Genomic DNA, 25,734 nt, shown 5'->3' on the forward strand with positions numbered 1-25,734 from the left:
GCGCGAGCGCCACCGGGCTTTTTTTACATCAACGCAATACTCCCCACCATCACTCCGCTCAACGCCACCAGCCCCGCCGTCAGCCACAGCGCTTTCGCCGGGAAAGACTTACGCAGCATGATGAGCGACGGCAGGCTGATTGCCGGCAAGGTGATAAGCAGCGCCAGCGCCGGTGCGGTACCCATACCGGCCAGCATCATGGTCTGGACAATCGGAATTTCTGCCGCCGTGGGGATCACAAACAGGCAGCCTGCAACGGCCATCGCAATCACCCACATCAGCGCGTTGTCGATCGCCCCATCCGCATGCGGGAAGAGCCAGACGCGCGCCGCGCCCAGAACCAGTACCGCCAGGATATAGACCGGAATGGTGCTCCAGAAAAGCTGCCACAGCGCCTTACCCCAGCGAGTGAAGAAACCGCCCTGCGGTTCGCTGACGTCCAGTTCAACGGCTGCGGGTTCGACGGCAGTATCCTTCACCAGTTTTTGTACCAGCGTCGCCACCACCAGCACCGTCAGCAGCCCGGCAACCAGACGGATAGCGGCAAAATGCCAGCCGAGCACAAAGCCCATAAACACCAGCGTCGCCGGGTTGAGCAGCGGGTTCCCCATCCAGAATGCCAGCGCACCGCCCATGGATACGCGCTGGCGGCGCATACCCGCCGCTACCGGTGCGGCACAGCAGGAGCACATCATGCCCGGCAGAGAGAAAATCGTCCCCAGCAGCGTGCCCTGAAAGCGCGGCTGCCCGAGTGTTTTCACCAGCCAGTTTCGCGGAATAAGTACCTGAATCAGCGATCCCAGGATTACCCCTAAGACGGCAGCTTTCCACACCGCCAGGAAGTAGACCATGGCGTAATCCCATGCCGCCTTCAGCGGGCTGGCATCAGCCTGAGCGAGTATAGATTTACCGATGCTGTGCGTTTCGGCGGCGGTGAAGGCTTTGCCGTAGTACGGCTGCCATTTCACATACCAGAGGCCAATGATGACCACGAGAAAGAAGAGTGCGGGCTTCCACCATTGGACAGGTGTTGCCGCCTGAGATGAAGACTGACCAGTCATACCATTCCCCGGAGAGTGTTATTTAATAAGCCGGAGAAGTTTACGCCTCGCCCTGCGCGATTTCACGCAGTTTTGCCGAAGGGATGATATTGACGCCCTCCTGCGAAGGAGCCAGCGCCTCTTTCAGCATCGCCTGCGCGACGTCCCGCGCCTCGATGGACTTCCAGTTACCCGGCAGGATACGAAACAGCGGGGCGAAGAAGGATTCGTTAAAACGCCGTTCGTCGCGGTGGCCCATCAGCATGGAAGGCCGCACGATTGTCAGGCGCTCCCACTTCTGCGCAATCAGCGCCTCTTCCATTTTGCCCTTCACCTGATTGTAAAAAAACGGTGAGCCGGTGCTGGCGCCGTGCGAGCTCACCACCAGAAAATGTTTTGCCCCCAGCTTTTTCGCCGTCAGGGCGGTATCCACCACCAGCGTGTAGTCCGCATGGACGAACGCTTCTTTACTGCCCGCCTCACGCCGCGTCGTGCCCAGGCAGCAAAAGGCGATATCTATAGGATCCTGCACCTGCGCCAGCGCGTCGGTGAGCTGGGGATCGTGCGGGTTATAGACGCCAGTGATATCCAACAGCGGGCGGCGCGTCGGGGCGGCAATATAGTTGATATGCCGGTCCTGGATCAGCAACCGCAGCAGATGTCCACCCACCAGCCCGGTTGCGCCGGTAATCAGTACCTGACTCATCTTATCCCCTTTACAGAATTGTCCGTTTGCGATCTGGACCTGCTCTACCACACTTAAAAGTCTGTTACCGGTAAGTATTTACCACAAACGGGAAAAAAACAGTCTGAAGCGAAAACAACGGAGGAAGCATGGGTAAAAAAATCGCAGTCTTGATTACCGACGAGTTTGAAGATTCAGAATTTACGTCGCCAGCTGAGGCATTCCGCAAGGCAGGCCACGAGGTCATCACCATTGAGAAAGAAGCGGGTAAAACCGTGAAGGGCCACAAGGGAGAAGCCAGCGTGACCATCGACGAGTCCATCGATAACGTCAGCCCGTCAGATTTCGACGCCCTGCTGTTACCAGGCGGCCATTCACCGGATTCCCTGCGCGGGGACGAGCGTTTCGTCACCTTTACCCGTGACTTCGTCGGCACCGGCAAGCCGGTCTTTGCCATCTGCCACGGCCCGCAGCTGCTGATCAGCGCTGAAGTGGTCCGCGGGCGTAAGCTTACGGCGGTGAAACCGATCGTTATCGATCTGAAAAACGCAGGGGCCGAGTTTTACGATCAGGAGGTGGTCAACGATAACGACCAGCTGATCACCAGCCGGACCCCGGACGATCTCCCGGCGTTTAACCGCGAAGCGCTACGCCTGCTCGGCGCGTAGCCAGTGAAGCTTTTTGCCAAAGCCCAGGGTGTTGTCGGTAAATTTCAGCTCATCAACGCGGATTTCCCACACCGGGGCTTTTAGCGCAGCAGCAACCGGGAAGCGGCGCGTGTAGCGTTTACGCTGTGCGTCGCTTTCTTCACCTTCCAGACGACGAATCTCACCCTTGAACTGCACGCCGCGGATCAGCGCGACCGTTTTCGGCTGACCGTTGACCGTGCCCGCCACTTTTGCCTGCTGGCCGGTCATCTGGGCATGCCGCGTTTTGTCCTCACTCATGACGTAAAAAGCGACGCGTTCAGGATCGTAGTAGTAAAAGGCGTTGGCGCACCACATTTCGCCCTCGCTATATACGCACCAGGTCACGACGTGCTGCTTTGCCAGCCAGCGGTTAATGGCGGCCAGTGTTTCCATTTTCGTTCTCTCTCATGCTATGGTGCGTTCACCTTAACATACTGAATCTGTTTACCGTGTGCTGGTTTCTCTATCTTGTCCGAACCGCTGATAACGCACTCTACACCGGGATCACCACCGATGTGGCGCGGCGTTTTTTACAACATCAAACGGGGAAAGGGGCAAAAGCGCTGCGGGGGAAAGGCGAACTGCAGCTGGCTTTTTCTGCCGCCGTGGGGGACAGATCGCTGGCACTCAGGCTGGAGTACCGTATTAAGCAACTAACGAAGCGCCAGAAGGAGCGCCTCGTGACCGGAGACGGCTCCTTTGAGGCGCTACGCGAGAGCCTAATTAAAAGCGATTAAAATGGTCGTGGTAGTCCACCAGACCATTTACGCCGTTCAGGGCATCATCCGCCAGGCGATGCACCTGGAAGGCGGATTCGGTACCCGGCCAGCGGCAGCGAAGATCGTAATGCGCGGCCTGCTCGAAGCCTAAACGGCCATAGAACGCCGGATCGCCCAGCGTGACCACGGCGGCATAACCAAACTCATTCAGCGAGTCCAGCCCTTCATAGACCAGCTGGCGCGCCAGGCCCTGCCCGCGGTAGTTTTCATCTACCGCCAGCGGTGCCATGCCCACCCACTGAAGATCTTCACCCTGAACGATCACCGGGCTGAAGGCAACATAGCCGACAACCTGACCTTCGTCATCGGTGGCAACCAGCCCCAGCGTGATCAGGCCGTCTTCACGGAGATCGTGGACCAGTTGGGCTTCCGCATCGCTCTCAAAAGAGCGGCGTAATAACGCATCGATACCCGGTGCATCAATCCCTATTTCGACTCGAATCAGCATGGCTCACCTACTGAAGTGTGTTTACTGTCCGGCGGGGATTTCAGCCCCGCCTCAACAAAATCTGCCATTTGCATCAACATCACGCGCAGCGCTTTCGGCATCTGCTCCAGCTCAATGGCATCCATTAAATTCTTAACGTACAGGCCAAGCTCCGTGTCGCCCTCAATCACCAGACGGCGCTGGAAGAAGAGTGTGTCCGGGTCCTGCTTACGCGCGGCAATCATCAGCAGGTCACTGGCGTTGGCGCTAAAGCTCACGTCCGCCTCGGCGGACTCACGAACGATCAGCTGGTCGTTCTCTACGGAGGTAAACCAGCGCAGCCCGATGTCACGCACCTCAATGCTTAACCAGCGCCCTTCCAGAAACTCCAGCTCGCCATCCTGCAGCGCCTGACGGAACTGCCAGCTCAGAACCTGCTCCAGCACCTGGCGTTTAAGCGCGAACGGCGCCAGCCTGACCGGCACGCTCAGCATTGATGGACCGAATTGTACGAGACGTGAACGCAGTTTATCCAGCACGAGCTTTACTCCCTGATAGCTATAGTCCCGCTATTTTGCCACATCCGTTCCAGAACATAGCGGCGTAAATCAACAAACCATCGTCGGACGTACCCCATTATTGGTGCCATCAATACGCCATTAGCTGCCTTAAATCAAAAATTGTCGCGTATGGCTTAATTAAAATCCCAGCTCGTTAACAATTTTGCTATCGACTACATCAGGATAATTTATGGAGCTGCTCTGCCCTGCCGGAAACCTTCCGGCGCTTAAGGCGGCCATCGAGAATGGGGCCGATGCGGTCTATATCGGGCTGAAAGATGACACCAACGCCCGCCATTTTGCTGGCCTTAACTTTACGGAGAAAAAGCTTCAGGAAGCCGTTAACTTCGTTCATCAGCACCGCCGCAAGCTGCATATTGCCATCAACACGTTTGCCCATCCTGACGGTTACGCCCGCTGGCAGCGCGCGGTGGACATGGCAGCACAGCTGGGCGCCGATGCGTTAATCCTGGCCGACCTCGCCATGCTTGAGTATGCGGCAGAACGCTATCCGCATATTGAGCGCCACGTCTCTGTTCAGGCATCTGCCACCAACGAAGAGGCGGTGCGTTTTTACCATCAACACTTTGACGTCGCCCGCGTGGTGCTGCCGCGCGTGCTCTCTATTCATCAGGTTAAGCAACTCGCGCGCGTCACGCCAGTGCCGCTGGAGGTTTTTGCCTTTGGTAGTCTGTGCATCATGGCCGAAGGCCGTTGCTATCTTTCTTCTTACTTAACCGGTGAATCGCCGAATACCGTCGGGGCCTGCTCCCCTGCCCGCTTCGTCCGCTGGCAGCAGACCCCGCAGGGGCTGGAGTCGCGTCTGAATGAAGTTCTGATCGACCGCTATCAGGACGGTGAAAACGCGGGTTATCCGACGCTGTGCAAAGGCCGCTACCTGGTCGACGGCGAGCGCTACCACGCGCTGGAAGAGCCCACCAGCCTTAACACGCTGGAGCTGCTGCCGGAGCTGCTGGCCGCCAATATTGCCTCGGTGAAAATTGAAGGTCGCCAGCGCAGTCCGGCCTATGTGAGCCAGGTGGCGAAAGTGTGGCGTCAGGCCATCGACCGCTGCATGGCGGACCCGCAGAACTACGCCCCACAGGCGGCGTGGATGGAGACGCTCGGATCGATGTCCGAAGGCACGCAAACCACGCTGGGCGCGTATCACCGTAAATGGCAGTGAGATAACCATGAAATATTCATTAGGGCCGGTGCTCTACTACTGGCCAAAAGAGACGCTGGAAGATTTTTACCAACAGGCTGCCACCAGCAGCGCCGATGTAATTTACCTCGGTGAAGCAGTATGCAGCAAACGCCGCGCCACCAAAGTGGGCGACTGGCTGGAGATGGCGAAAAGCCTGGCCGGGAGCGGCAAGCAGGTGGTGCTGTCAACGCTCGCGCTGGTGCAGGCTTCGTCCGAACTGGGCGAGCTGAAGCGCTACGTCGAAAACGGTGAGTTTCTGCTGGAGGCGAGCGACCTGGGGGTAGTGAACATGTGCGCCGAACGCAGGCTGCCGTTTGTCGCAGGCCATGCGCTGAACTGCTATAACGCCGTCACCCTGCGCCTGCTGCTCAAACAGGGAATGACCCGCTGGTGCATGCCGGTGGAGCTCTCCCGTGACTGGCTGGCAAACCTGCTGAATCAGTGCGACGAGCTGGGCATTCGCCATCAGTTCGAAGTGGAAGTGCTGAGCTACGGTCATCTGCCGCTGGCCTACTCTGCCCGCTGCTTCACCGCGCGATCGGAAGACCGCCCGAAAGATGAATGTGAAACCTGCTGCATCAAGTACCCGAACGGGCGCAGCATGCTGTCGCAGGAGAACCAGCAGGTGTTTGTCCTGAACGGCATTCAAACCATGAGCGGTTACGTCTATAACCTCGGCAACGAGCTGGCGTCGATGGACGGACTGGTGGACATGGTGCGCCTGTCGCCGCTGGATACCAGCGTTTTCGCGATGCTGGACGCCTTCCGCGCCAACGAAAACGGCGCGTCGCCGCTGCCGCTGACGGCAAACAGCGACTGCAACGGTTACTGGAAACGTCTGGCCGGGCTGGAACTTCAGGCCTAAAAAAGGCTCACTTTGTTAACAACGGTTATCATTTTTTAATGCAGTATTAAAGATTGACCGTCGACAAAGTGAGCTGTTATGACTGACAAAACCATTCCGTTTTCGGTGCTGGATCTGGCGCCGATCCCACAAGGCTCCTCGGCAAGAGAAGCCTTCACGCACTCTCTCGATCTGGCTCAGCTGGCCGAAAAGCGTGGCTATCACCGCTACTGGCTGGCAGAACATCACAATATGGTCGGCATTGCCAGCGCCGCTACATCGGTGCTGATTGGCTACCTGGCAGCGAATACCACCACTTTGCACCTTGGCTCCGGTGGCGTGATGCTGCCGAACCACGCCCCGCTGGTGATAGCCGAGCAGTTCGGGACGCTGAATACCCTCTATCCGGGCCGTATTGACCTGGGGCTTGGCCGCGCGCCGGGCAGCGACCAGCCGACCATGCGCGCCCTGCGCCGCCATATGAGCGGCGATATCGATAACTTCCCGCGCGACGTGGCGGAACTGGTGGACTGGTTCGACGCGCGCGATCCGAACCCGCACGTGCGCCCGGTGCCGGGCTATGGCGAGAAGATCCCGGTGTGGCTGTTAGGCTCGAGCCTGTATAGCGCGCAGCTCGCCGCGCAGCTGGGGCTGCCGTTCGCGTTCGCCTCCCACTTCGCGCCGGATATGCTGCATCAGGCGCTGCACCTCTACCGTACGAACTTCAAACCGTCCGAGCGTCTGGAGAAGCCGTACGCAATGGTGTGTATCAACATCATTGCCGCTGACAGCAATCGCGACGCGGAATTCCTGTTTACCTCTATGCAGCAGGCGTTTGTGAAGCTGCGCCGCGGCGAGACGGGCCAGTTGCCGCCTCCGGTGGAAAATATGCATCAGCTGTGGTCGGCCTCCGAGCAGTATGGCGTGCAGCAGGCGTTGAGCATGTCGCTGGTGGGTGATAAGGCAAAAGTGCGTCACGGGCTGGAAGCAGTGCTGCGTGAAACACAGGCGGATGAAATTATGGTCAACGGCCAGATTTTCGATCACCAGGCGCGTTTACATTCGTTTGATCTGGCGATGCAGGTGAAAGAAGAATTGGTGGGGTAGTTTTTTGCCGGATGGCGGCTTCGCCTTATCCGGCCTACGCGGTCCCTGTAGGCCCGGTGAGCGTAGCGCCACCGGGCAATGTGTTTACTGGTACACAGGCAACAGGTTAAAGCTCGACAGCACGTGAACCAGCGCGTTACCCACCCCAAATACCAGGATCAGCGCAATCATCGGTTTACCGCCCCAGACACGGAATTTCGGGCTGCCGAAGCGTTTACGTGATTTACGTGCCAGCAGCGCCGGCACAATCGCCGCCCAGATGGTGGCCGCCAGCCCTGCATAGCCGATGGCGTACAGGAAACCGTTCGGCCACAGCAGACCGCCGACAATCGGCGGCAGGAAGGTCAGCAGCGCCGTCTTGAAACGCCCCATCGCAGAATCGTCAAAGCCAAACAGATCCGCCAGGTAGTCAAACAGGCCCAGCGTCACACCGAGGAATGAACTCGCCACCGCAAAGTTGGAGAAGACCACCAGCAGCAGATCCAGACTGCGGCTGTTCAGTACGCCGCTCAGCGCCTGCACCAGCACGTCAATGTTACCGCCCTTTTGCGCAATGCCGATAAACTCCGGGCGCGGGATGTTGCCCATTGTCCCCAGCAGCCAGATGACGTACAGCGCCAGCGCCAGCAGCGTGCCGTAGACCAGGCACTTCACGATGGTGCGCGGATCCTTGCCGTAGTACTTCATCAGGCTCGGCACGTTGCCGTGGTAGCCGAACGACGCCAGACAGAACGGCAGAGTCATTAGCAGATACGGCGTGTAGGAGGTATTAACTTCCGCAACGTTAAACAGCGTGGCGGGCGTAACGTGCCCCAGCAGGCTGCCGAAGGTCAGGAAGAAGGTGATGACCTTCGCGCCCAGCACAATCGCCGTCATGCGGCTCACCGCTTTGGTGCTCATCCAGACGATGAACGCCACGCCCAGCGCAAAGCAGAGTCCCGCCAGACGCGCCGGAACGTTCAGCGACATCTCCGAAAAGGTGTGATGCAGAATCGAGCCGCTTGCTGAGATGTACGCGTAGGTCAGGATGTAGAGCACAAATGCGATGGAAAGGCCGTTCACCAGGTTCCAGCCTTTGCCCAGCAGATCTTTGGTGATGGTGTCGAAGCTGGAGCCAATGCGGTAGTTCAGGTTCGCTTCAAGGATCATCAGGCCGGAATGCAGCATGCAGAACCAGGTGAACACCAGCGCGGCCAGCGACCAGAAGAACCACGCACCGGACATGACCACGGGCAGGGAAAACATCCCGGCACCTATAATGGTTCCGCCGATGATCACCACGCCGCCAAGCAGCGAAGGTGACGTTTGGGTGGTGGTTAGTGTCGCCATACAGCCTTTTCTCCAGTTAATCATGCGGTTCTGCATTTTAGTGTGATGCACTGTACCAGTACAGGAGTACAAAGGGAATAAAAAAAGCCCCGATAGCGTGTATCGGGGCTGTATATTTTACTTTACGTCAGAAGCGAAAGGCTTACGCGTCACCGAAACGACGACGGCTGGTGCCTTCTTCACGACGTGGGCCACGGCTTTCGCGGCGCTCGCCGGAGAAACGACGACCTTCACCACCGCGACCTTCACTGCGACCGCCTTCACGACGCTCGCCGCCGAAACCGCGACCACCGCCACGACGTTCACCACCGCGGTCAGGACGTGGCTGTGCATCGCCCAGCAGCTGCATGTTCATCGGCTTGTTCAGGATGCGGGTGCGAGTAAAGTGCTGCAGTACTTCGCCCGGCATGCCTTTTGGCAGTTCGATGGTAGAGTGGGATGCGAACAGCTTGATGTTACCAATGTAACGGCTGCTGATGTCGCCTTCGTTAGCAATCGCGCCAACGATGTGACGAACTTCAACACCATCATCACGGCCCACTTCAATGCGATACAGTTCCATATCGCCTGCGTCACGACGTTCACGACGTGGACGGTCTTCACCACCACGCTCTGGACGGTCGCCGCGTGGACCACGGTCGTTACGGTCGCCACGACGTTCGAAACGATCGTCACGGTCACGGAACTCACGCTTAGGACGCATCGGTGCATCTGGTGGCACGATCAGGCTACGTTCGCCCTGAGCCATTTTCAGCAGTGCTGCAGCCAGAGTTTCCATGTCCAGCTCTTCGCCTTCAGCGACAGGCTGGATCTGCGACAGCAGTGCGCGGTACTGATCCAGATCGCTGCTTTCCAGTTGCTGCTGTACTTTCGCGGCGAATTTTTCCAGACGGCGTTTGCCCAGCAGATCTGCGTTTGGCAGGTCGGCTTCTGGAATGGTGAGCTTCATGGTGCGTTCAATGTTGCGCAGCAGACGACGCTCGCGGTTCTCAACGAACAGCAGCGCACGGCCAGCACGACCCGCACGACCGGTACGACCGATACGGTGAACGTAAGACTCGGAGTCCATCGGGATGTCGTAGTTGACAACCAGGCTGATACGCTCAACGTCCAGACCACGTGCTGCCACGTCGGTTGCAATCAGGATATCCAGACGACCGTCTTTCAGACGTTCCAGCGTCTGCTCACGCAGGGCCTGGTTCATGTCGCCGTTCAGCGCGGCGCTGTTGTAGCCGTTACGCTCCAGCGCTTCAGCCACTTCCAGGGTCGCATTTTTGGTACGCACGAAGATAATCGCCGCATCAAAATCTTCCGCTTCCAGGAAACGGACCAGCGCTTCGTTTTTGCGCATGCCGTACACGGACCAGTAGCTCTGGCTGATGTCCGGGCGAGTGGTCACGCTGGACTGAATACGCACTTCCTGCGGCTCTTTCATGAAGCGGCGGGTAATGCGACGGATCGCTTCTGGCATGGTTGCAGAGAACAGAGCGGTCTGGTGACCTTCCGGGATCTGCGCCATGATGGTTTCTACGTCTTCGATGAAGCCCATACGCAGCATTTCATCTGCTTCATCCAGTACCAGGCCGCTCAGTTTAGAGAGGTCCAGAGTACCGCGCTTCAGGTGATCCAGCAGACGGCCCGGCGTACCGACGACAATCTGTGGGCCCTGGCGCAGGGCGCGTAACTGCACGTCATAACGCTGGCCGCCGTACAGGGCTACCACGTTTACGCCGCGCATATGTTTAGAGAATTCCGTCATTGCTTCAGCAACCTGAACAGCCAGTTCACGAGTTGGAGCCAGGACGAGGATCTGCGGTGCACGCAGGTCCGGATCGATGTTGTTCAGCAGCGGCAGCGAGAACGCTGCAGTTTTACCGCTACCAGTCTGGGCCATGCCCAGCACGTCACGACCAGAAAGCAGATGCGGGATACATTCTGCCTGGATCGGAGATGGTTTTTCGTAACCCAGATCGTTAAGGGCTTCAAGGATAGGAGCCTTCAGGCCCAGATCTGCAAAAGTGGTTTCGAATTCAGCCATGTAGTACGAGTGCCTCAATGTCAATGGCGGCCAGTCTACTTAGCTCATCGTGAAAATGATTAGCAATTTTCATTGAAAAGTGTGAACCGGCTCAAAGTAGGTGTATTGACGAACAACAACGCCCTCACCAGTGAAGGTGATGGCAATCAAAAGATTACGGGCTGATGTTTATGTCGTCAGCTATTGCTGGTCCGATTCTGCCAGGTCGTCTTGCTCCTGGCCCAAGAGCGATAATTCCAACAATGCATAACGGTGCTCAACGAAGTTATGTACGTTGTTAGCAACCGCTAATTTGAACAGTGCCGTAGCGCTGTCCATATCCCCCAGACTTAGGTAGTACTTACCTAAATAGAAGTTGGTTTCACTGAGATGCTCAGCGAGCGAGGTGTTATCCGTTGCGTCCGCCTTGAGGCGTTCCATCAGCGTTGCTTCGCTAATGTTGCCCAGGTAGAACTCGACAATGTTCCATCCCCACTGTTCCTTATCCGATTTCTCGAAGCGCTGTTGTAGTGCTTCTTTTGCCTGCTTCTCATCGAGCTTCCGCTCAACGATGTAAAGCCACAGGCTACGGAAAGGATCATTAGGATCGTCTTGATAAAACGCCAGCAGATCATCTTGCGCTAACTTATCACGACCGCCGTAATACAATGCGATACCGCGATTCAAGTGCGCGTAGTTGTAAGTTGGATCAAGCTCAAGTACAGAATCAAACGCTTCATAGGCAGCATCAAAATTGCCTGCCTGCGTTAAATAAATGCCTAAGTAATTGAATACTTCAGGCATATCAGGTCGGATAGCCAGCGCTTGTGAAAAATCATTTCGCGCTAATGCCCTCAGACCGAGACTATCATACAACACTCCGCGCTCATATAAAAGCTGTGCGCGTTCGTCATCGGTTAAAGCCCGACTGGCAAGTATTTGTTCCATGCGTGCCAGAATCACTTCCTGCTGCAAAGTCGGTTGCAATGGCACTGCGAGGACTTCGCTCTTACGCCAGGCAGAGTTGCTGCATCCTGCCAGCGTTAAAGCTGTCGCAACGAAACACCAGCGCAAAAAAGGCTTCATTTCCCACTCCCGAAGACAACTATTGGATGAACGTCCTGTCCCCCGGCGGCTTAACAAGGCGTCCTGCCTGATAACAGGCCCTCCGCAAAGCGGAGGGCAAATGGCAACTTACTCGCCTTGCTGTTCAGCAGCCGGAGCTTCCGGTGCCGCAGCAGGTTGAGACTGCTCGGTTGCTTCTTTAATGCTCAGACGGATACGGCCCTGACGGTCAACTTCCAGAACCTTAACCGGCACTTCCTGACCCATCTGCAGGTAATCGGTCACTTTCTCAACGCGCTTGTCAGCGATCTGAGAGATGTGAACCAGACCTTCTTTACCGCCACCGATGGCAACGAACGCACCAAAGTCAACGATACGGGTCACTTTACCCGCGTAGACGCGGCCCACTTCGATTTCAGCAGTGATTTCTTCGATGCGACGGATCGCGAATTTCGCTTTCTCGCCGTCGGTTGCTGCGATCTTCACAGTACCATCATCTTCGATTTCGATGGTGGTGCCGGTCTCTTCGGTCAGCGCGCGGATAACAGAACCGCCCTTACCGATAACATCTTTGATCTTGTCTGGATTGATCTTGATGGTGTGAATACGCGGAGCGAATTCAGAGATATCACCGCGTGGCGCGTTGATAGCCTGTTCCATCACGCCCAGGATGTGCAGACGCGCACCTTTAGCCTGGTTCAGAGCAACCTGCATGATCTCTTTGGTGATACCTTCAATTTTGATATCCATCTGCAGGGCAGAGATACCGTCGCGGGAACCCGCTACTTTGAAGTCCATATCACCCAGGTGGTCTTCGTCACCCAGAATGTCAGACAGAACAACGAAGTTGTCGCCTTCTTTCACCAGACCCATTGCGATACCCGCAACGGCGGCTTTGATCGGCACGCCTGCATCCATCAGCGCCAGAGAAGCACCACACACGGAAGCCATGGAAGAAGAACCGTTGGATTCGGTGATTTCAGAAACCACGCGAACGGTGTACGGGAATTTATCAGCTTCCGGCATCACTGCCAGCACGCCGCGCTTCGCCAGACGACCGTGACCAATTTCACGACGCTTCGGTGAGCCAACCATACCGGTTTCGCCCACAGAGTACGGAGGGAAGTTGTAGTGGAACAGGAAGTTGTCAGTACGCTCGCCCATCAGTTCATCGATGATCTGCGCGTCACGTGCGGTACCCAGGGTTGCGGTAACCAGCGCCTGCGTTTCACCACGGGTGAACAGCGCAGAACCGTGAGTACGCGGCAGTACGCCAGTGCGTACGTCCAGACCACGAATCATGTCTTTTTCACGGCCATCGATACGCGGCTCGCCTGCCAGTACGCGGCTACGAACAACGTTTTTCTCGATAGCGTGCAGAATTTCGCCAATTTCGTTAGCGTCCAGCGTTTCGTCTTCGGCAACCAGGGTCGCGGTTACTTCAGATTTAATCGCGTCAACCTGAGCGTAACGCTCCTGTTTGTCGATGATGCGGTAAGCGTCGCTCAGACGAGATTCTGCCAGTGCCGCAACGCGTGCGTTCAGCGCGTCGTTTGCTGCTTCTGGCTGCCAGTCCCAACGTGGCTTACCGGCTTCTTTCACCAGGTCGTTGATGTTCTGGATAACAATCTGCTGCTGCTCGTGACCGAACACCACAGCGCCCAGCATCTGGTCTTCGCTCAGCAGTTCAGCTTCGGATTCAACCATCAGCACAGCCGCTTCAGTACCGGCAACAACCAGGTCCAGCTTACTTTCTTTCAGCTCTTCCTGAGTTGGGTTCAGCACGTACTGGTCGTTGATGTAACCGACGCGCGCGGCACCGATTGGGCCATTGAATGGAATACCAGACAGTGACAGGGCAGCGGAGGCACCGATCATCGCAACGATGTCCGGGTTAACCTGTGGGTTAACGGAAACAACGGTCGCAATAACCTGCACTTCGTTAACGAAGCCTTCCGGGAACAGCGGACGAACCGGGCGGTCAATCAGACGCGCGATCAGGGTTTCGCCTTCGCTTGGACGGCCTTCACGACGGAAGAAGCCACCCGGGATTTTGCCGGCAGCGTAGGTACGCTCCTGGTAGTTAACGGTCAGCGGGAAGAAGTCCTGACCTGGTTTAGCTTTTTTCTGGCCCACAACGGTCACGAATACCGCGGTGTCATCCATGCTTACCATAACGGCAGCAGTCGCCTGGCGTGCCATCATGCCGGTTTCCAGCGTGACGGTATGTTGACCATACTGGAATTTACGAACGATCGGATTCAGCAAAATTCTATCCTTTCTTAAATGTATGACAGCACACCGCCGGCGTGCTGTCGATTTAACCCGACCTTCTTCGCATCCTCGCGACTAATGACAACCGACACCCCCATGGGTGAAGCCTCTCATTAGCCGCGCGAACCTCTGCAATGAAGATCATTTATAGCAACAATACAATAGTTTCCATTGAATTGCTGCCGTCTGGTTGAAAAAAGGGGCCATCAGGCCCCCTTTTCTGAAACTCGCAAGACTTAGCGACGCAGACCCAGACGCTCGATCAGCGCGGTGTAGCGTGCAACATCTTTACGCTTCAGGTAGTCGAGCAGTTTACGACGCTGAGAAACCATGCGCAGCAGACCACGACGGCTGTGGTGATCTTTTTTGTGCTCTGCAAAGTGACCCTGCAGGTGGTTAATCTGTGCAGTCAGCAGTGCAACCTGAACTTCGGTAGAACCGCTGTCGTTAGTACCACGACCAAACTCAGAAACGATTTTAGCTTTAGCTTCAACGCTTAGAGACATTTTCAAACTCCAAAGTATAAAAAATGTAAGGGTGCCGATCTCTAATTCAGCGACCCCATGTACGCCCCGCAGATTGTTAAACAATTTACCGGGCGTTAAGCGGCGATATTCTACTCGTCTCCCCCGCTTATCGCAAGGTGAGGCGTAATCACCGTCACGCGTCGACCGGATATTCGACGACCAGACGACGCGGCGCAACGCGCCCTTCACCGTCCATTTCGCCCATACCGATGAATTTCCCTTCGTCACCTTCCGTCACGCGTACCAGTCCATCCAGCGGCGCATCCGTCGTACGAACCGGGTTTCCGTTCTTAAAGTAAACGGACGATGTTAAAGGAAGATTAACGATCGGGAAGTCCGCTGCCGGACTGTCCATTGGCATCAGCAGTGGATCCAGCAAATCTGCTGGTTCCACTCCCTGCGCTTGTGCCTGCTCAGCCAGCGCGCGCAGCTGCTCAAGCGTCACCATGCGTTCTACCGGATATTTACTGACCGCCAGACGACGCAGATAAATCACATGCGCGCCGCAGCCCAGCTTTTCACCCAGGTCGTCGATGATGGTGCGAATATAGGTCCCTTTCGAACAGTGGACTTCCAGCTCCAACTCGTCACCTTCGTGGCGAATGAACAGCAGCTCATACACGGTTATCGGACGCGCTTCGCGCGGGACGTCAATCCCCTGGCGCGCATATTCGTAGAGCTTCTTGCCCTGATATTTCAGCGCCGAATACATCGACGGCACCTGCATCGTGTCTCCGCGGAAGCTCTCCAGGGCCGCATCAAGCTGTTCGGCGCTGAAGATCACCGGGCGCTCTTCCACCACCTGACCATCCGCGTCGGAAGTATCCGTACGCTGGCCCAGTTTAGCGATAACGCGGTAGCGTTTATCGGAATCGAGCAGGTACTGGGAAAACTTTGTTGCTTCACCCAGGCAAATCGGCAGCATGCCGGTCGCCAGCGGATCCAGCGCGCCGGTGTGGCCCGCACGGTTAGCGTTATAAATACGCTTCACTTTTTGCAGCACGTCGTTACTGGATGCACCCTGCGGTTTATCCAGCAGCAGCACGCCATGCACGTCGCGACCGCGACGACGAGGACGACTCATCAGTCCTCCTTGCTGTCGTCCGTCGGGTTAACACGACGTTCGTCGTCATGTTTCACCACGCTGGTCACCAGGTTGGACATGCGCATACCTTCGACCAGCGAGTTGTCGTAGAAGAAGGTCAGCTCGGGAACAATACGCAGGCGCATCGCTTTGCCGAGCAGAGAGCGGATGAAACCAGAGGCTTCCTGCAGTGCTTTAATGCCGTTCTTCACCGCCGCTTCGTCCTGATCGTTCAGGAAGGTCACGAACACTTTGGCATAGGCCAGGTCACGAGACATTTCCACGCCAGAGACGGTGGTCATCATACCGATACGCGGGTCTTTGATTTCGCGTTGCAGGATAAGCGCAATCTCTTTCTGCATCTCCTGCGCCACGCGCTGTGGGCGACCAAATTCTTTCGCCATAATAAATTCTCCAGACAAAAAAGGGGCTAAAAGCCCCTTTTAAAATTATTGCCGGGTGGCACGAGGCGATCCCGGCCTACATATGGACTTATCCCTAAGGATTAGTCGATGCTGCGTTGGATCTCGATGATTTCGAACACTTCGATCATATCGCCAACGCGAACGTCGTTGTAGTTCTTAACGCCGATACCACATTCCATGCCGTTACGGACTTCGTTAACGTCATCTTTGAAGCGGCGCAGGGATTCCAGCTCGCCTTCGTAGATAACCACGTTGTCACGCAGTACGCGGATTGGGTTGTGACGCTTGATGGTACCTTCGGTAACCATACAGCCCGCGATCGCACCGAATTTCGGTGATTTGAACACGTCACGCACTTCAGCCAGACCGATGATCTGCTGTTTCAGCTCAGGAGACAGCATACCGCTCATCGCGGCTTTCACTTCGTCGATCAGGTTATAGATGACGGAGTAGTAGCGCAGATCCAGGCTTTCCGCTTCGATCACGCGGCGAGCAGATGCATCAGCACGCACGTTGAAGCCAACCAGGATAGCGTTGGACGCCGCAGCCAGGGTTGCGTCGGTTTCGGTGATACCACCTACGCCAGAACCGATGATCTTCACTTTCACTTCGTCGGTAGACAGTTTCAGCAAGGAGTCGGAGATCGCTTCCACAGAACCCTGAACGTCTGCTTTCAGAACGACGTTCACTTCGTGAACTTCGCCTTCAGCCATGTTCGCAAACATGTTCTCAAGTTTAGATTTCTGCTGACGCGCCAGCTTAACTTCACGGAACTTGCCCTGACGATACAGTGCCACTTCACGCGCTTTCTTCTCGTCACGCACAACGGTCACTTCATCACCGGCAGCCGGAACACCGGACAGACCCAGGATTTCCACTGGAATGGACGGACCTGCTTCCAGCACTTCCTGACCCAGTTCGTTACGCATCGCACGAACGCGACCGTATTCGAAGCCACACAGAACGATGTCGCCCTTGTTCAGCGTACCTTCGCGAACCAGAACCGTTGCAACCGGACCACGACCTTTATCCAGGAAGGATTCGATTACCGCACCGCTCGCCATACCTTTACGAACGGCTTTCAGCTCCAGAACTTCGGCCTGAAGCAGGATAGCGTTCAGCAGGTCGTCGATACCAGTACCCGCTTTTGCAGATACAGGGATGAACTGCGCTTCGCCGCCCCACTCTTCCGGCATAACGCCGTACTGAGACAGTTCGTTCTTCACGCGGTCCAGATCGGCTTCTGGCTTATCGATTTTGTTGACCGCAACAACCAGAGGCACCTGCGCCGCTTTCGCGTGCTGGATAGCTTCAATGGTCTGTGGCATAACGCCATCGTCTGCTGCAACAACCAGTACAACGATATCCGTAGCCTGAGCACCACGAGCACGCATTGAGGTGAACGCTGCGTGGCCTGGGGTATCCAGGAAGGTGATCATGCCGTTTTCGGTTTCTACGTGGTAAGCACCGATGTGCTGGGTAATACCACCCGCTTCGCCGGAGGCAACTTTCGTAGAACGAATGTAGTCGAGCAGAGAGGTTTTACCGTGGTCAACGTGACCCATGATGGTCACAACCGGTGCACGCGGTTCAGCCGCTGCGCCAGTGTCACGGTCGCTCATTACTGCTTCTTCCAGCTCGTTTTCACGACGCAGGATAACTTTGTGGCCCATCTCTTCGGCAACCAGCTGTGCGGTTTCCTGGTCGATAACCTGGTTGATGGTCGCCATTGCGCCCAGCTTCATCATCGCTTTGATGACCTGAGAGCCTTTAACCGCCATCTTGTTTGCCAGATCGCCAACGGTGATGGTTTCGCCAATCACGACGTCACGGTTAACCGCCTGAGCTGGCTTCTGGAAGCCCTGCTGCAGAGAAGAACCTTTACGCTTACCGCCTTTACCACCGCGAACCGCTGCACGAGCTTCTTCGCGGTCAGCTTTAGATTCAGCGTGTTTGTTACCTTTCTTAGCCGGACGCGCGGCTTTTGCATTACGACCACGGCCACGGCCGCCTTCTACTTCACGGTCGTTATCATCTTCAGCCTGACGCGCATGCTGAGAAGTGGTCACGTGATAGTCGCTGGTGTCTTCAGTCGGTTCAGCGGTATTCACGCCATTCTTCTCGTTTTCTTCTGCCATACGGCGCGCTTCTTCAGCGACGCGGCGAGCTTCTTCTTCCAGCTTACGGCGGGCTTCTTCTTCCGCTTTACGCTTCAGCTCGGCAGCTTCATTTTCACGGCGGGCTTTTTCAGCCTGGGCGGTTTTGGTCATTTCGTCTGTCTGTTGATTGCTCACTTTGTCTTTTTCCGCAGCGTCACGCTTCACTTTATCACTGGCGTCGCGTTTCGCTTTTTCTGCGGCCTCACGTTCAGCTTTTAATTCTGCTTCACGTTTGGCGGCTGCTTCCGCCTCACGCTGAGCTTGTTCTTCCGCTTCACGCTGTGCCTGCTCTTCCGCGGCAAGGCGTTCTGCCTCTTGCGGATCACGTTTTACAAAGGTGCGCGTCTTGCGGACTTCAATTTGTACCGATTTGCTTTTGCCACCGGTACCAGGAATGTTTAACGTGCTGCGCGTTTTGCGCTGCAGCGTTAACTTGTCAGGCGTAGAACCGTGTTCGCGGTTCAGGTGCGTTAACAAGGTTTGTTTTTCTTGCGCGGTCACCGAGTCATCAGCGGACTTCGGGATCCCTGCATCAGCAAATTGCTGTACCAGGCGGTCCACGGAGGTCTGAATCTCAGCAGCCAGCGATTTTACAGTTACATCAGTCATGCTGTTCCTTCCTGCTACAGTTTATTACGCTTCGTCGCCGAACCAGCAAATATTACGTGCGGCCATGATGAGTTCGCCGGCTTTCTCGTCGGTTAAACCTTCGATATCGGCCAGGTCATCAACGCCTTGCTCAGCGAGATCTTCCAGCGTACAAACACCACGGGCAGCCAGCTTGAACGCAATCGCACGATCAAGACCTTCCAGATTCAGCAGGTCATCAGCCGGCTTCTTATCGCCAAGGCTTTCTTCCTGAGCCAGTGCCAGGGTGGTCAGTGCGTTTTTAGCGCGTTCACGCAGGGCTTCAACGGTTGGCTCATCCAGACCGTCAATTTCCAGCAGCTCTTTCATTGGCACATAGGCCAGTTCTTCCAGCGTAGAGAAACCTTCTTCTACCAGAACAGTGGCGAAGTCTTCGTCAATGTCGAGGTATTTGGTGAAGGTATCGATCGCCGCATGGGCTTCAGCCTGATGCTTAGCCTGCAGGTCATCAACGGTCATGACGTTGAGTTCCCAGCCGCTCAGCTGTGACGCCAGGCGTACGTTCTGACCGTTACGGCCAATCGCCTGCGCCAGGTTGCCCGCTTCAACAGCGATATCCATGGTGTGTTTGTCTTCGTCAACAACGATAGACGCGACATCAGCCGGAGCCATTGCGTTGATCACGAACTGCGCCGGGTTGTCGTCCCACAGAACGATATCAATACGCTCGCCGCCCAGTTCGGTAGAAACCGCCTGAACGCGCGCACCGCGCATACCGACGCAAGCACCGACCGGGTCGATACGCTTGTCGTTGGTTTTCACCGCAATTTTCGCACGAGAGCCTGGATCGCGAGCTGCTGCTTTGATCTCAATAACTTCTTCGCCGATTTCCGGCACTTCGATGCGGAACAGTTCAACCAGCATTTCTGGTTTAGAACGGGTCACGAACAGCTGTGCACCACGCGCTTCAGGGCGCACGGCGTACAGAACACCACGAATACGGTCGCCCGGGCGGAAGTTTTCACGCGGCAGCATGTCTTCACGCAGGATCACGGCTTCAGCGTTGCCCGGCATCCCTTCGGATTTAATTTCCAGAGAGATGTTGTCACGGTTCACTTTCTTCACCACGCCAGTGATGATTTCGCCTTCCTGATCGCGGAACTGATCGACAACCAGCGCGCGCTCGGCTTCGCGCACTTTCTGCACGATAACCTGCTTAGCGGTCTGGGTGGTGATACGGTCGAAGGTCACAGATTCAATCTGATCTTCAACGTAGTCACCCACGTTCAGACTTTCGTCTTCAAAACGTGCCGCTTCCAGGGTGATCTCTTTGGTCGGCTGGGTCACTTCTTCAACGATTACCCAACGACGGAATGTATCGAAGTCACCGCTTTTACGATCGATTTCTACGCGAACATCGATCTCTTGTTCGTATTTTTTCTTGGTTGCTGTAGCCAGTGCACTTTCCAGCGCTTCGAAAATTTTCTCACGCGGCAGTGATTTCTCGTTGGAGACGGCTTCAACAACAGCCAAAATTTCTTTGTTCATCGCGGGCTTTTCACCTCAATCCAGACTGTTAAAAGTGGGGAACCAGGTTCGCCTTCTGGATATTACTCAGCGCGAACACTTCATCTTTGCCTTCGACTGTTACCGTGATCATTTCACCATCAACGGCTTTGATAATTCCCTGCCATTTACGGCGGTTCTGTACGGCCATACGCAGAACGAGAGCCACTTCTTCACCGGTAAAGCGCACATAGTGCTCGGCCGTGAACATCGGGCGATCCAGGCCAGGTGAGGAAACTTCCAGGTTGTACGCAACGGTAATCGGGTCTTCAACATCAAGAACCGCACTCACCTGGTGGCTGACATCAGCACAATCATCAACATTGATGCCATCTTCACTATCAATATAGATGCGCAGCGTCGATGTACGGCCGCGAACGAATTCGATGCCGACCAGTTCGTAGCCCAGTGCTTCGACCGGTGCAGTAATCATCTCTGTTAATTTTTGCTCTAATGTGGACAAGCCCACCCCCAAGACATAAAAAAAGGGCGTAAAGCCCAGTTATTCTGTAGTCAGATAACAAAAAACCCCGATAAATCGGGGCTTTAGATAACTGAACCCTATAGCCACAACTGTGGCCTGGAGCACTCTCCGAAAGAATTTTTTCAAATCCAGCTACGAAGGCTCTAAGTCTTCACAGTATATTTGAAAAAGAACTTTATGGGAAAGTGGTTGCGGGGGCCGGATTTGAACCGACGACCTTCGGGTTATGAGCCCGACGAGCTACCAGGCTGCTCCACCCCGCGCCTGAAACGTGGCAAATTCTACGCGTTTTGGACAGAATTTGCAAATAATGCTGGGATTTGGTACCGAAGACGGGACGTAAAATCGGCGTTTAGTATATTGATAGTTGACCCTACCTGTCAACCCAGCTTCCGCCAGAGAGAACAGACCAAATTTTTTACAAAAAACGCATGAGTCTCTTCCGGTATTCGATAAAAGATGATTAAATGAATACTCACTTATTTTGCATAAAAATGCACAAGAGAACGAAAGCGGTCTCTAATCAGTCAATCAAGCAGGGTTTTATTCTATGACGACGATTCTCAAGCATCTTCCGGTAGGACAACGTATTGGCATCGCTTTCTCAGGCGGCCTGGATACCAGCGCTGCACTGCTGTGGATGCGCCAGAAGGGAGCGGTTCCGTATGCATATACTGCGAACCTGGGTCAGCCGGATGAGGACGATTACGATGCTATTCCTCGTCGCGCTAAAGAGTATGGCGCAGAAAACGCGCGACTGATTGACTGCCGTAAGCAACTGGTTGCTGAAGGTATCGCCGCTATTCAGTGCGGTGCGTTCCATAACACTACGGGCGGCCTGACCTATTTCAACACCACCCCGCTGGGTCGTGCCGTCACCGGCACCATGCTGGTTGCCGCCATGAAAGAAGATGGCGTAAACATCTGGGGTGACGGCAGCACCTATAAAGGCAACGATATCGAACGTTTCTATCGTTATGGCCTGCTGACCAACGCGGAGCTGCAGATCTACAAGCCGTGGCTGGACACCGACTTCATCGACGAGCTGGGTGGTCGTCATGAGATGTCTGAGTTTATGATTGCCTGCGGCTTTGACTACAAAATGTCCGTTGAGAAAGCCTACTCTACCGACTCCAACATGCTGGGCGCGACGCACGAAGCGAAGGACCTGGAGTTCCTGAACTCCAGCGTAAAAATTGTTAACCCGATCATGGGCGTGAAGTTCTGGGACGAAAGCGTGAAGATCCCGGCAGAAGAAGTGACCGTGCGTTTCGAACGTGGTCATCCGGTTGCCCTGAACGGTAAGACCTTCTCTGACGACGTTGAACTGATGCTGGAAGCAAACCGCATCGGCGGTCGTCACGGTCTGGGCATGAGCGATCAGATTGAAAACCGTATCATCGAAGCGAAAAGCCGCGGTATCTATGAAGCTCCGGGGATGGCGCTGCTGCACATCGCTTACGAGCGTCTGCTGACCGGTATTCACAACGAAGACACCATCGAGCAGTATCACTCTCATGGTCGTCAACTGGGCAAACTGCTGTATCAGGGTCGCTGGTTCGATCCGCAGGCGCTGATGCTGCGTGACGCGCTGCAGCGTTGGGTAGCGAGCGCGATCACCGGTGAAGTGACGCTGGAACTGCGTCGTGGTAACGACTACTCCATTCTTAACACCGTGTCGGATAACCTGACCTATAAAGCCGAGCGTCTGACCATGGAAAAAGGTGAGTCTGTGTTTTCTCCGGACGACCGTATTGGTCAGTTGACCATGCGTAACCTGGACATCACCGATACCCGTGAGAAGCTGTTCAACTACGTTGAGAATGGTCTGCTCTCCGCGAATTCCGCTAACGGCCTGCCGCAGGTTGAAAACCTGGAGAATAGCGATAAGAAGTAATCGCTGATGTCACATGCAAAAGGCGCCCAATGGGCGCCTTTTTGTTTGGCTTTTGTAGGGCGGGTAAGCGCAGCGCCACCGGGCCTACGAAAGGCAAAAGCTACAGACGAAAAAAAAGACGCCTTTCGACGTCTTTCTTCTGGAATATTGGTACCGAGGATGGGACTCGAACCCACAAGCCCGTTAGGGCACTACCACCTCAAGGTAGCGTGTCTACCAATTCCACCACCTCGGTACGGAATACTTACTGCGGGATATCGCTGGTTGGCTCAGCCGGTGCAGCTGGCTGAGTCTGCTCAGTTTTTGCTGGCGCGCTCAGATTTTCCCACTCGCTTCCTTTGCTGGTCTTGTTGCTGTTGATATTGCCAAGCACCAGACTGATGATGAAGAACAGCGTAGCCAGAATCGCCGTCGTGCGGGTCATGAAGTTCGCAGAACCACTTGAACCGAACAGCGTACCGGAAGCGCCTGCTCCGAAGGAGGCTCCCATATCAGCGCCTTTACCTTGCTGCAGCATGATCAACGCTACGAGAGCGATGGCTACAATAAGGAAAACAACTAAAAGAGCTTCGTACATAATCAACCTGTTCCTTGCGGATTTGCCGCATACCAATGCTTCGACCAATTAGCAGGATTTCTGTTTCCCACTGAAGCGGGTGTGAATACTAACCAAAGCGAATCACCTTCGCAAGGGCATTTTCGACGCATTGTATCAACTGCGGAAAAAAACAGCAAAAAGCCATTAATTGCTTAAAACAAAGGCGGCAAACGCCGCCTTTTTAAACATTTAGCATGCAAGATTATGCAGCTTTTACGGCATCCGCAATTCGGTGCGCAAATTCGGTGACCTGCGCTTCGTCTTCGCCTTCCACCATCACGCGGATCAGCGGTTCGGTACCAGACTTACGCAGCAGCACGCGCCCACGGCTGCCCAGGGCCGCTTCAACCTCAGCCATCACCGCTTTCACGTTGTCATTTTCCAGCGGATCGCCTTTACCCGCAGTGAAACGCACGTTCACCAGGATCTGCGGGAACATTTTCATCCCGCTGCACAGATCGTGCAGGCTCATATGGTTGCGCGCCATCGCGGCAACCACCTGAAGCGCCGCCACAATGCCGTCACCGGTAGTGGTTTTATCGAGCAGGATCACGTGACCGGAGTTCTCAGCACCGATACGCCAGCCCTTCTCCTGCAATTTTTCCAGCACGTAGCGGTCGCCCACTTTCGCGCGAACAAACGGAATACCGAGCTGTTTCAGCGCCAGCTCCAGCCCCATGTTACTCATCAGCGTCCCTACCGCACCGCCGCGCAGCTGACCCTGGCGCAGGCCTTCACGGGCAATGATGTAGAGGATCTGATCGCCGTCGACTTTATTACCTTCGTGGTCAACCATGATCACGCGGTCACCGTCGCCGTCCAGGGCAATACCCAGATCGGCTTTTTCCGCCAGCACACGCGCCTGCAGGGCGCGCACGTCCGTCGCCCCGACTTCTTCGTTAATATTCAGACCATCCGGCTCGCAGCCGATGGCGATCACTTTCGCACCCAGCTCGCGGAAGACATTCGGCGCAATGTGATAGGTCGCACCGTTCGCACAGTCCACCACTATTTTAAGATGCGCCAGGCTCAGCTCGTTCGGGAAGGTGCCTTTGCAGAATTCGATATAACGACCCGCCGCATCGACGATACGGTTCGCTTTACCCAGCTCGGCGGAATCAACACAGGTGATCTCTTTTTCCATTTCGGCTTCAATGGCCTCTTCCACCTCATCCGGCAGCTTGGTGCCGTCAATGGAGAAGAACTTGATGCCGTTGTCGTAGAACGGGTTATGAGACGCCGAAATCACAATTCCCGCTTCCGCGCGGAAGGTGCGCGTAAGGTAGGCTACAGCAGGCGTTGGCATTGGGCCAGTAAAAGAGGCTGAAAGCCCTGCCGCTGCCAGACCCGCTTCCAACGCAGATTCCAGCATATAGCCCGAAATACGGGTATCTTTACCAATAATGATCTTACGTGAGCCATGACGCGCCAGTACCTTGCCGGCAGCCCAGCCGAGCTTCAGAACAAAATCAGGGGTAATTGGAGCATCGCCTACGCGCCCACGGATACCATCGGTACCAAAATATTTACGGTTACTCATAGCGTTTGTTTTCCTTCGCTGCCAGTGTGGCTTCCACCACACGCATGGCTTCTACTGTTTCTTTGACGTCATGGACACGGATAATGTGCGCGCCTTGCATCGCCGCAATTACCGCGCAGGCCAGGCTGCCACTCAGGCGCTCGCTCGGTCCTACATTAAGCAATTGGCCAATCATCGACTTTCTCGACATACCCACCAGCAGCGGCAGACCAAAGTGATGAAATTCCGATAAGCGCGCAAGCAACGCATAATTGTGTGAGAGATTTTTACCGAAACCGAACCCCGGGTCGAGCAGCAATTTCTCTTTTGGGATGCCTGCACGCTCACAGCGTTCAATATGCTCAATAAAGAAGCGATTCACGTCGGCAAAGACATCATCATACTTCGGCGCTTCCTGCATAGTTTTCGGTTGCCCCTGCATGTGCATCAGGCATACCGGCAGGCCGGTTTCTGCAGCGGCCTCGATCGCACCCGGTTCGGTCAGCGAGCGGATATCATTAATAATGTGAGCACCCACTCTCGCCACTTCACGGATCACTTCTGGTTTGGACGTGTCGACGGAGATCCACACCTCGAAACGTTGCGCGATTGCCTCAACCACCGGCACCACGCGCGCCAGCTCTTCTTCCACCGAAACATCTGCCGCGCCGGGACGCGTCGATTCACCGCCCACATCAATGATGGTGGCACCCGCGTTGATCATTAGATTTGCGTGCTTAACCGCGTCGATAAGCGTGTTATGCGTGCCGCCGTCAGAGAAGGAGTCAGGGGTAACATTCAGGATCCCCATCACGTGCGGATGTGAAAGATCGAGATGCGAGTCCTGGGCGAAGAGTTTCATGG

The 25,734-nt window shown here is 55.4% G+C and carries 25 protein-coding genes and 2 tRNA genes; 6 read left to right on the forward strand and 21 right to left on the reverse strand.

Features of this window, described 5'->3' with window-relative positions; all coding sequences use genetic code 11:
- Positions 1 to 23: 23 nt before the first annotated feature.
- A complete protein-coding gene (locus tag OKF39_RS20655) occupies positions 24 to 1,061 on the reverse strand; it encodes a permease (protein ID WP_479983322.1) in 1,038 nt (345 codons plus the stop codon).
- A gap of 40 nt (positions 1,062 to 1,101) precedes the next feature.
- Positions 1,102 to 1,746 (reverse strand): NAD(P)H-binding protein, encoded by a 645-nt coding sequence (locus OKF39_RS20660; protein WP_032644919.1) that lies wholly within the window; start codon positions 1,744 to 1,746, stop codon positions 1,102 to 1,104.
- Positions 1,747 to 1,874: 128 nt separating this feature from the next.
- Between OKF39_RS20660 and OKF39_RS20665 the strand changes: the two genes are divergently transcribed.
- Positions 1,875 to 2,393, forward strand: a complete 519-nt coding sequence (locus tag OKF39_RS20665) for a type 1 glutamine amidotransferase domain-containing protein (protein WP_028014537.1) — start codon at positions 1,875 to 1,877, stop codon at positions 2,391 to 2,393.
- Here the strand turns inward: OKF39_RS20665 and OKF39_RS20670 are convergent.
- Entirely contained in the window at positions 2,373 to 2,807 is a 435-nt protein-coding gene (locus tag OKF39_RS20670) for a YhbP family protein (protein ID WP_047364709.1), read from the reverse strand. The genes OKF39_RS20665 and OKF39_RS20670 overlap by 21 nt on opposite strands.
- Before the next feature lie 14 nt (positions 2,808 to 2,821).
- Between OKF39_RS20670 and OKF39_RS20675 the strand changes: the two genes are divergently transcribed.
- Complete coding sequence (locus OKF39_RS20675; protein WP_045260079.1) at positions 2,822 to 3,151, forward strand: GIY-YIG nuclease family protein; 330 nt, start codon at positions 2,822 to 2,824, stop codon at positions 3,149 to 3,151.
- On the opposite strand, the gene OKF39_RS20680 is transcribed toward OKF39_RS20675, so the two are convergent.
- Positions 3,138 to 3,641 (reverse strand): GNAT family N-acetyltransferase, encoded by a 504-nt coding sequence (locus tag OKF39_RS20680; RefSeq protein ID WP_041907900.1) that lies wholly within the window; start codon positions 3,639 to 3,641, stop codon positions 3,138 to 3,140. The genes OKF39_RS20675 and OKF39_RS20680 overlap by 14 nt on opposite strands.
- Positions 3,635 to 4,159, reverse strand: coding sequence for a ubiquinone anaerobic biosynthesis accessory factor UbiT (ubiT, locus tag OKF39_RS20685; RefSeq protein ID WP_028014541.1), 525 nt, complete (start codon positions 4,157 to 4,159; stop codon positions 3,635 to 3,637). Before ubiT ends, OKF39_RS20680 begins: the two co-directional genes overlap by 7 nt.
- Before the next feature lie 211 nt (positions 4,160 to 4,370).
- Here ubiT and ubiU point away from each other — a divergent pair, with 211 nt between their 5' ends.
- From ubiU to OKF39_RS20700, 3 genes are all read left to right on the forward strand, one after another.
- Positions 4,371 to 5,366: a ubiquinone anaerobic biosynthesis protein UbiU gene (gene ubiU, locus OKF39_RS20690; protein ID WP_014885366.1), complete on the forward strand. Its 996-nt coding sequence runs from the start codon at positions 4,371 to 4,373 to the stop codon at positions 5,364 to 5,366.
- A gap of 7 nt (positions 5,367 to 5,373) precedes the next feature.
- Positions 5,374 to 6,252 (forward strand): U32 family peptidase, encoded by an 879-nt coding sequence (locus OKF39_RS20695; protein ID WP_028014542.1) that lies wholly within the window; start codon positions 5,374 to 5,376, stop codon positions 6,250 to 6,252.
- 78 nt (positions 6,253 to 6,330) lie between these two features.
- Complete coding sequence (locus OKF39_RS20700) at positions 6,331 to 7,338, forward strand: luciferase-like monooxygenase (RefSeq protein WP_047367057.1); 1,008 nt, start codon at positions 6,331 to 6,333, stop codon at positions 7,336 to 7,338.
- 84 nt (positions 7,339 to 7,422) lie between these two features.
- Here OKF39_RS20700 and mtr read toward each other — a convergent pair whose 3' ends face one another.
- From mtr to OKF39_RS20760, 12 genes are all read right to left on the reverse strand, one after another.
- A complete protein-coding gene (gene mtr / locus OKF39_RS20705) occupies positions 7,423 to 8,667 on the reverse strand; it encodes a tryptophan permease (protein ID WP_063943767.1) in 1,245 nt (414 codons plus the stop codon).
- Positions 8,668 to 8,809: 142 nt separating this feature from the next.
- The gene (locus tag OKF39_RS20710) at positions 8,810 to 10,705 is read right to left on the reverse strand and encodes a DEAD/DEAH family ATP-dependent RNA helicase (protein WP_041907893.1); all 1,896 of its coding nucleotides are present in this window, start codon (positions 10,703 to 10,705) and stop codon (positions 8,810 to 8,812) included.
- On the reverse strand, positions 10,698 to 10,778 hold the full coding sequence (gene yrbN / locus OKF39_RS20715) for a protein YrbN (protein WP_100122156.1): 81 nt from the start codon (positions 10,776 to 10,778) through the stop codon (positions 10,698 to 10,700). Before yrbN ends, OKF39_RS20710 begins: the two co-directional genes overlap by 8 nt.
- A 107-nt stretch (positions 10,779 to 10,885) precedes the next feature.
- Entirely contained in the window at positions 10,886 to 11,770 is an 885-nt protein-coding gene (nlpI, locus tag OKF39_RS20720) for a lipoprotein NlpI (protein WP_028014546.1), read from the reverse strand.
- 108 nt (positions 11,771 to 11,878) lie between these two features.
- Positions 11,879 to 14,017, reverse strand: coding sequence for a polyribonucleotide nucleotidyltransferase (gene pnp / locus OKF39_RS20725; protein WP_418721941.1), 2,139 nt, complete (start codon positions 14,015 to 14,017; stop codon positions 11,879 to 11,881).
- 242 nt (positions 14,018 to 14,259) lie between these two features.
- Positions 14,260 to 14,529 carry a 30S ribosomal protein S15 gene (gene rpsO / locus OKF39_RS20730; RefSeq protein ID WP_003861789.1) on the reverse strand — a complete coding sequence of 90 codons (270 nt, stop codon included), beginning with the start codon at positions 14,527 to 14,529 and terminating at the stop codon, positions 14,260 to 14,262.
- Between the two features lie 154 nt (positions 14,530 to 14,683).
- On the reverse strand, positions 14,684 to 15,634 hold the full coding sequence (gene truB / locus OKF39_RS20735) for a tRNA pseudouridine(55) synthase TruB (protein ID WP_136484917.1): 951 nt from the start codon (positions 15,632 to 15,634) through the stop codon (positions 14,684 to 14,686).
- Positions 15,634 to 16,038, reverse strand: a complete 405-nt coding sequence (gene rbfA / locus OKF39_RS20740; RefSeq protein WP_041907887.1) for a 30S ribosome-binding factor RbfA — start codon at positions 16,036 to 16,038, stop codon at positions 15,634 to 15,636. The genes truB and rbfA overlap by 1 nt, the downstream gene beginning before the upstream one ends.
- A gap of 101 nt (positions 16,039 to 16,139) precedes the next feature.
- The gene (infB, locus tag OKF39_RS20745) at positions 16,140 to 18,827 is read right to left on the reverse strand and encodes a translation initiation factor IF-2 (protein ID WP_041907885.1); all 2,688 of its coding nucleotides are present in this window, start codon (positions 18,825 to 18,827) and stop codon (positions 16,140 to 16,142) included.
- Between the two features lie 24 nt (positions 18,828 to 18,851).
- The gene (gene nusA, locus OKF39_RS20750) at positions 18,852 to 20,354 is read right to left on the reverse strand and encodes a transcription termination factor NusA (RefSeq protein WP_014885374.1); all 1,503 of its coding nucleotides are present in this window, start codon (positions 20,352 to 20,354) and stop codon (positions 18,852 to 18,854) included.
- Positions 20,355 to 20,382: 28 nt separating this feature from the next.
- Positions 20,383 to 20,835: a ribosome maturation factor RimP gene (gene rimP / locus OKF39_RS20755; RefSeq protein ID WP_014833432.1), complete on the reverse strand. Its 453-nt coding sequence runs from the start codon at positions 20,833 to 20,835 to the stop codon at positions 20,383 to 20,385.
- A 207-nt stretch (positions 20,836 to 21,042) separates the two neighbouring features.
- Positions 21,043 to 21,119 (reverse strand) — tRNA-Met (locus OKF39_RS20760).
- A gap of 287 nt (positions 21,120 to 21,406) precedes the next feature.
- Between OKF39_RS20760 and argG the strand changes: the two genes are divergently transcribed.
- Positions 21,407 to 22,753 carry an argininosuccinate synthase gene (argG, locus tag OKF39_RS20765; RefSeq protein ID WP_479983323.1) on the forward strand — a complete coding sequence of 449 codons (1,347 nt, stop codon included), beginning with the start codon at positions 21,407 to 21,409 and terminating at the stop codon, positions 22,751 to 22,753.
- A gap of 148 nt (positions 22,754 to 22,901) precedes the next feature.
- Here the strand turns inward: argG and OKF39_RS20770 are convergent.
- The 4 genes from OKF39_RS20770 to folP form a co-directional block, all read right to left on the reverse strand.
- Positions 22,902 to 22,988 (reverse strand) — tRNA-Leu (locus OKF39_RS20770).
- A gap of 9 nt (positions 22,989 to 22,997) precedes the next feature.
- Positions 22,998 to 23,330, reverse strand: a complete 333-nt coding sequence (gene secG, locus OKF39_RS20775; protein ID WP_479983324.1) for a preprotein translocase subunit SecG — start codon at positions 23,328 to 23,330, stop codon at positions 22,998 to 23,000.
- Between the two features lie 223 nt (positions 23,331 to 23,553).
- Positions 23,554 to 24,891: a phosphoglucosamine mutase gene (glmM, locus tag OKF39_RS20780; RefSeq protein ID WP_041907881.1), complete on the reverse strand. Its 1,338-nt coding sequence runs from the start codon at positions 24,889 to 24,891 to the stop codon at positions 23,554 to 23,556.
- Complete coding sequence (folP, locus tag OKF39_RS20785; protein WP_014885377.1) at positions 24,884 to 25,732, reverse strand: dihydropteroate synthase; 849 nt, start codon at positions 25,730 to 25,732, stop codon at positions 24,884 to 24,886. The genes glmM and folP overlap by 8 nt, the downstream gene beginning before the upstream one ends.
- Positions 25,733 to 25,734: the final 2 nt, after the last annotated feature.

The sequence above is a fragment of the Enterobacter cloacae complex sp. HYC042_NIDB genome, from assembly GCF_056673315.1.

Bases quoted from the DNA above. Each gene is read 5' to 3' on its own strand.
- OKF39_RS20655 (WP_479983322.1), bottom strand. From the start codon at position 1,061: ATGACTGGTCAGTCTTCATCTCAGGCGGCAACACCTGTCCAATGGTGG.
- OKF39_RS20660 (WP_032644919.1), bottom strand. From the start codon at position 1,746: ATGAGTCAGGTACTGATTACCGGCGCAACCGGGCTGGTGGGTGGACAT.
- OKF39_RS20665 (WP_028014537.1), top strand. From the start codon at position 1,875: ATGGGTAAAAAAATCGCAGTCTTGATTACCGACGAGTTTGAAGATTCA.
- OKF39_RS20670 (WP_047364709.1), bottom strand. From the start codon at position 2,807: ATGGAAACACTGGCCGCCATTAACCGCTGGCTGGCAAAGCAGCACGTC.
- OKF39_RS20675 (WP_045260079.1), top strand. From the start codon at position 2,822: ATGCTATGGTGCGTTCACCTTAACATACTGAATCTGTTTACCGTGTGC.
- OKF39_RS20680 (WP_041907900.1), bottom strand. From the start codon at position 3,641: ATGCTGATTCGAGTCGAAATAGGGATTGATGCACCGGGTATCGATGCG.
- ubiU (WP_014885366.1), top strand. From the start codon at position 4,371: ATGGAGCTGCTCTGCCCTGCCGGAAACCTTCCGGCGCTTAAGGCGGCC.
- OKF39_RS20695 (WP_028014542.1), top strand. From the start codon at position 5,374: ATGAAATATTCATTAGGGCCGGTGCTCTACTACTGGCCAAAAGAGACG.
- OKF39_RS20700 (WP_047367057.1), top strand. From the start codon at position 6,331: ATGACTGACAAAACCATTCCGTTTTCGGTGCTGGATCTGGCGCCGATC.
- mtr (WP_063943767.1), bottom strand. From the start codon at position 8,667: ATGGCGACACTAACCACCACCCAAACGTCACCTTCGCTGCTTGGCGGC.
- OKF39_RS20710 (WP_041907893.1), bottom strand. From the start codon at position 10,705: ATGGCTGAATTCGAAACCACTTTTGCAGATCTGGGCCTGAAGGCTCCT.
- yrbN (WP_100122156.1), bottom strand. From the start codon at position 10,778: ATGAAAATTGCTAATCATTTTCACGATGAGCTAAGTAGACTGGCCGCC.
- nlpI (WP_028014546.1), bottom strand. From the start codon at position 11,770: ATGAAGCCTTTTTTGCGCTGGTGTTTCGTTGCGACAGCTTTAACGCTG.
- rpsO (WP_003861789.1), bottom strand. From the start codon at position 14,529: ATGTCTCTAAGCGTTGAAGCTAAAGCTAAAATCGTTTCTGAGTTTGGT.
- truB (WP_136484917.1), bottom strand. From the start codon at position 15,634: ATGAGTCGTCCTCGTCGTCGCGGTCGCGACGTGCATGGCGTGCTGCTG.
- rbfA (WP_041907887.1), bottom strand. From the start codon at position 16,038: ATGGCGAAAGAATTTGGTCGCCCACAGCGCGTGGCGCAGGAGATGCAG.
- infB (WP_041907885.1), bottom strand. From the start codon at position 18,827: ATGACTGATGTAACTGTAAAATCGCTGGCTGCTGAGATTCAGACCTCC.
- nusA (WP_014885374.1), bottom strand. From the start codon at position 20,354: ATGAACAAAGAAATTTTGGCTGTTGTTGAAGCCGTCTCCAACGAGAAA.
- argG (WP_479983323.1), top strand. From the start codon at position 21,407: ATGACGACGATTCTCAAGCATCTTCCGGTAGGACAACGTATTGGCATC.
- secG (WP_479983324.1), bottom strand. From the start codon at position 23,330: ATGTACGAAGCTCTTTTAGTTGTTTTCCTTATTGTAGCCATCGCTCTC.
- glmM (WP_041907881.1), bottom strand. From the start codon at position 24,891: ATGAGTAACCGTAAATATTTTGGTACCGATGGTATCCGTGGGCGCGTA.
- folP (WP_014885377.1), bottom strand. From the start codon at position 25,732: ATGAAACTCTTCGCCCAGGACTCGCATCTCGATCTTTCACATCCGCAC.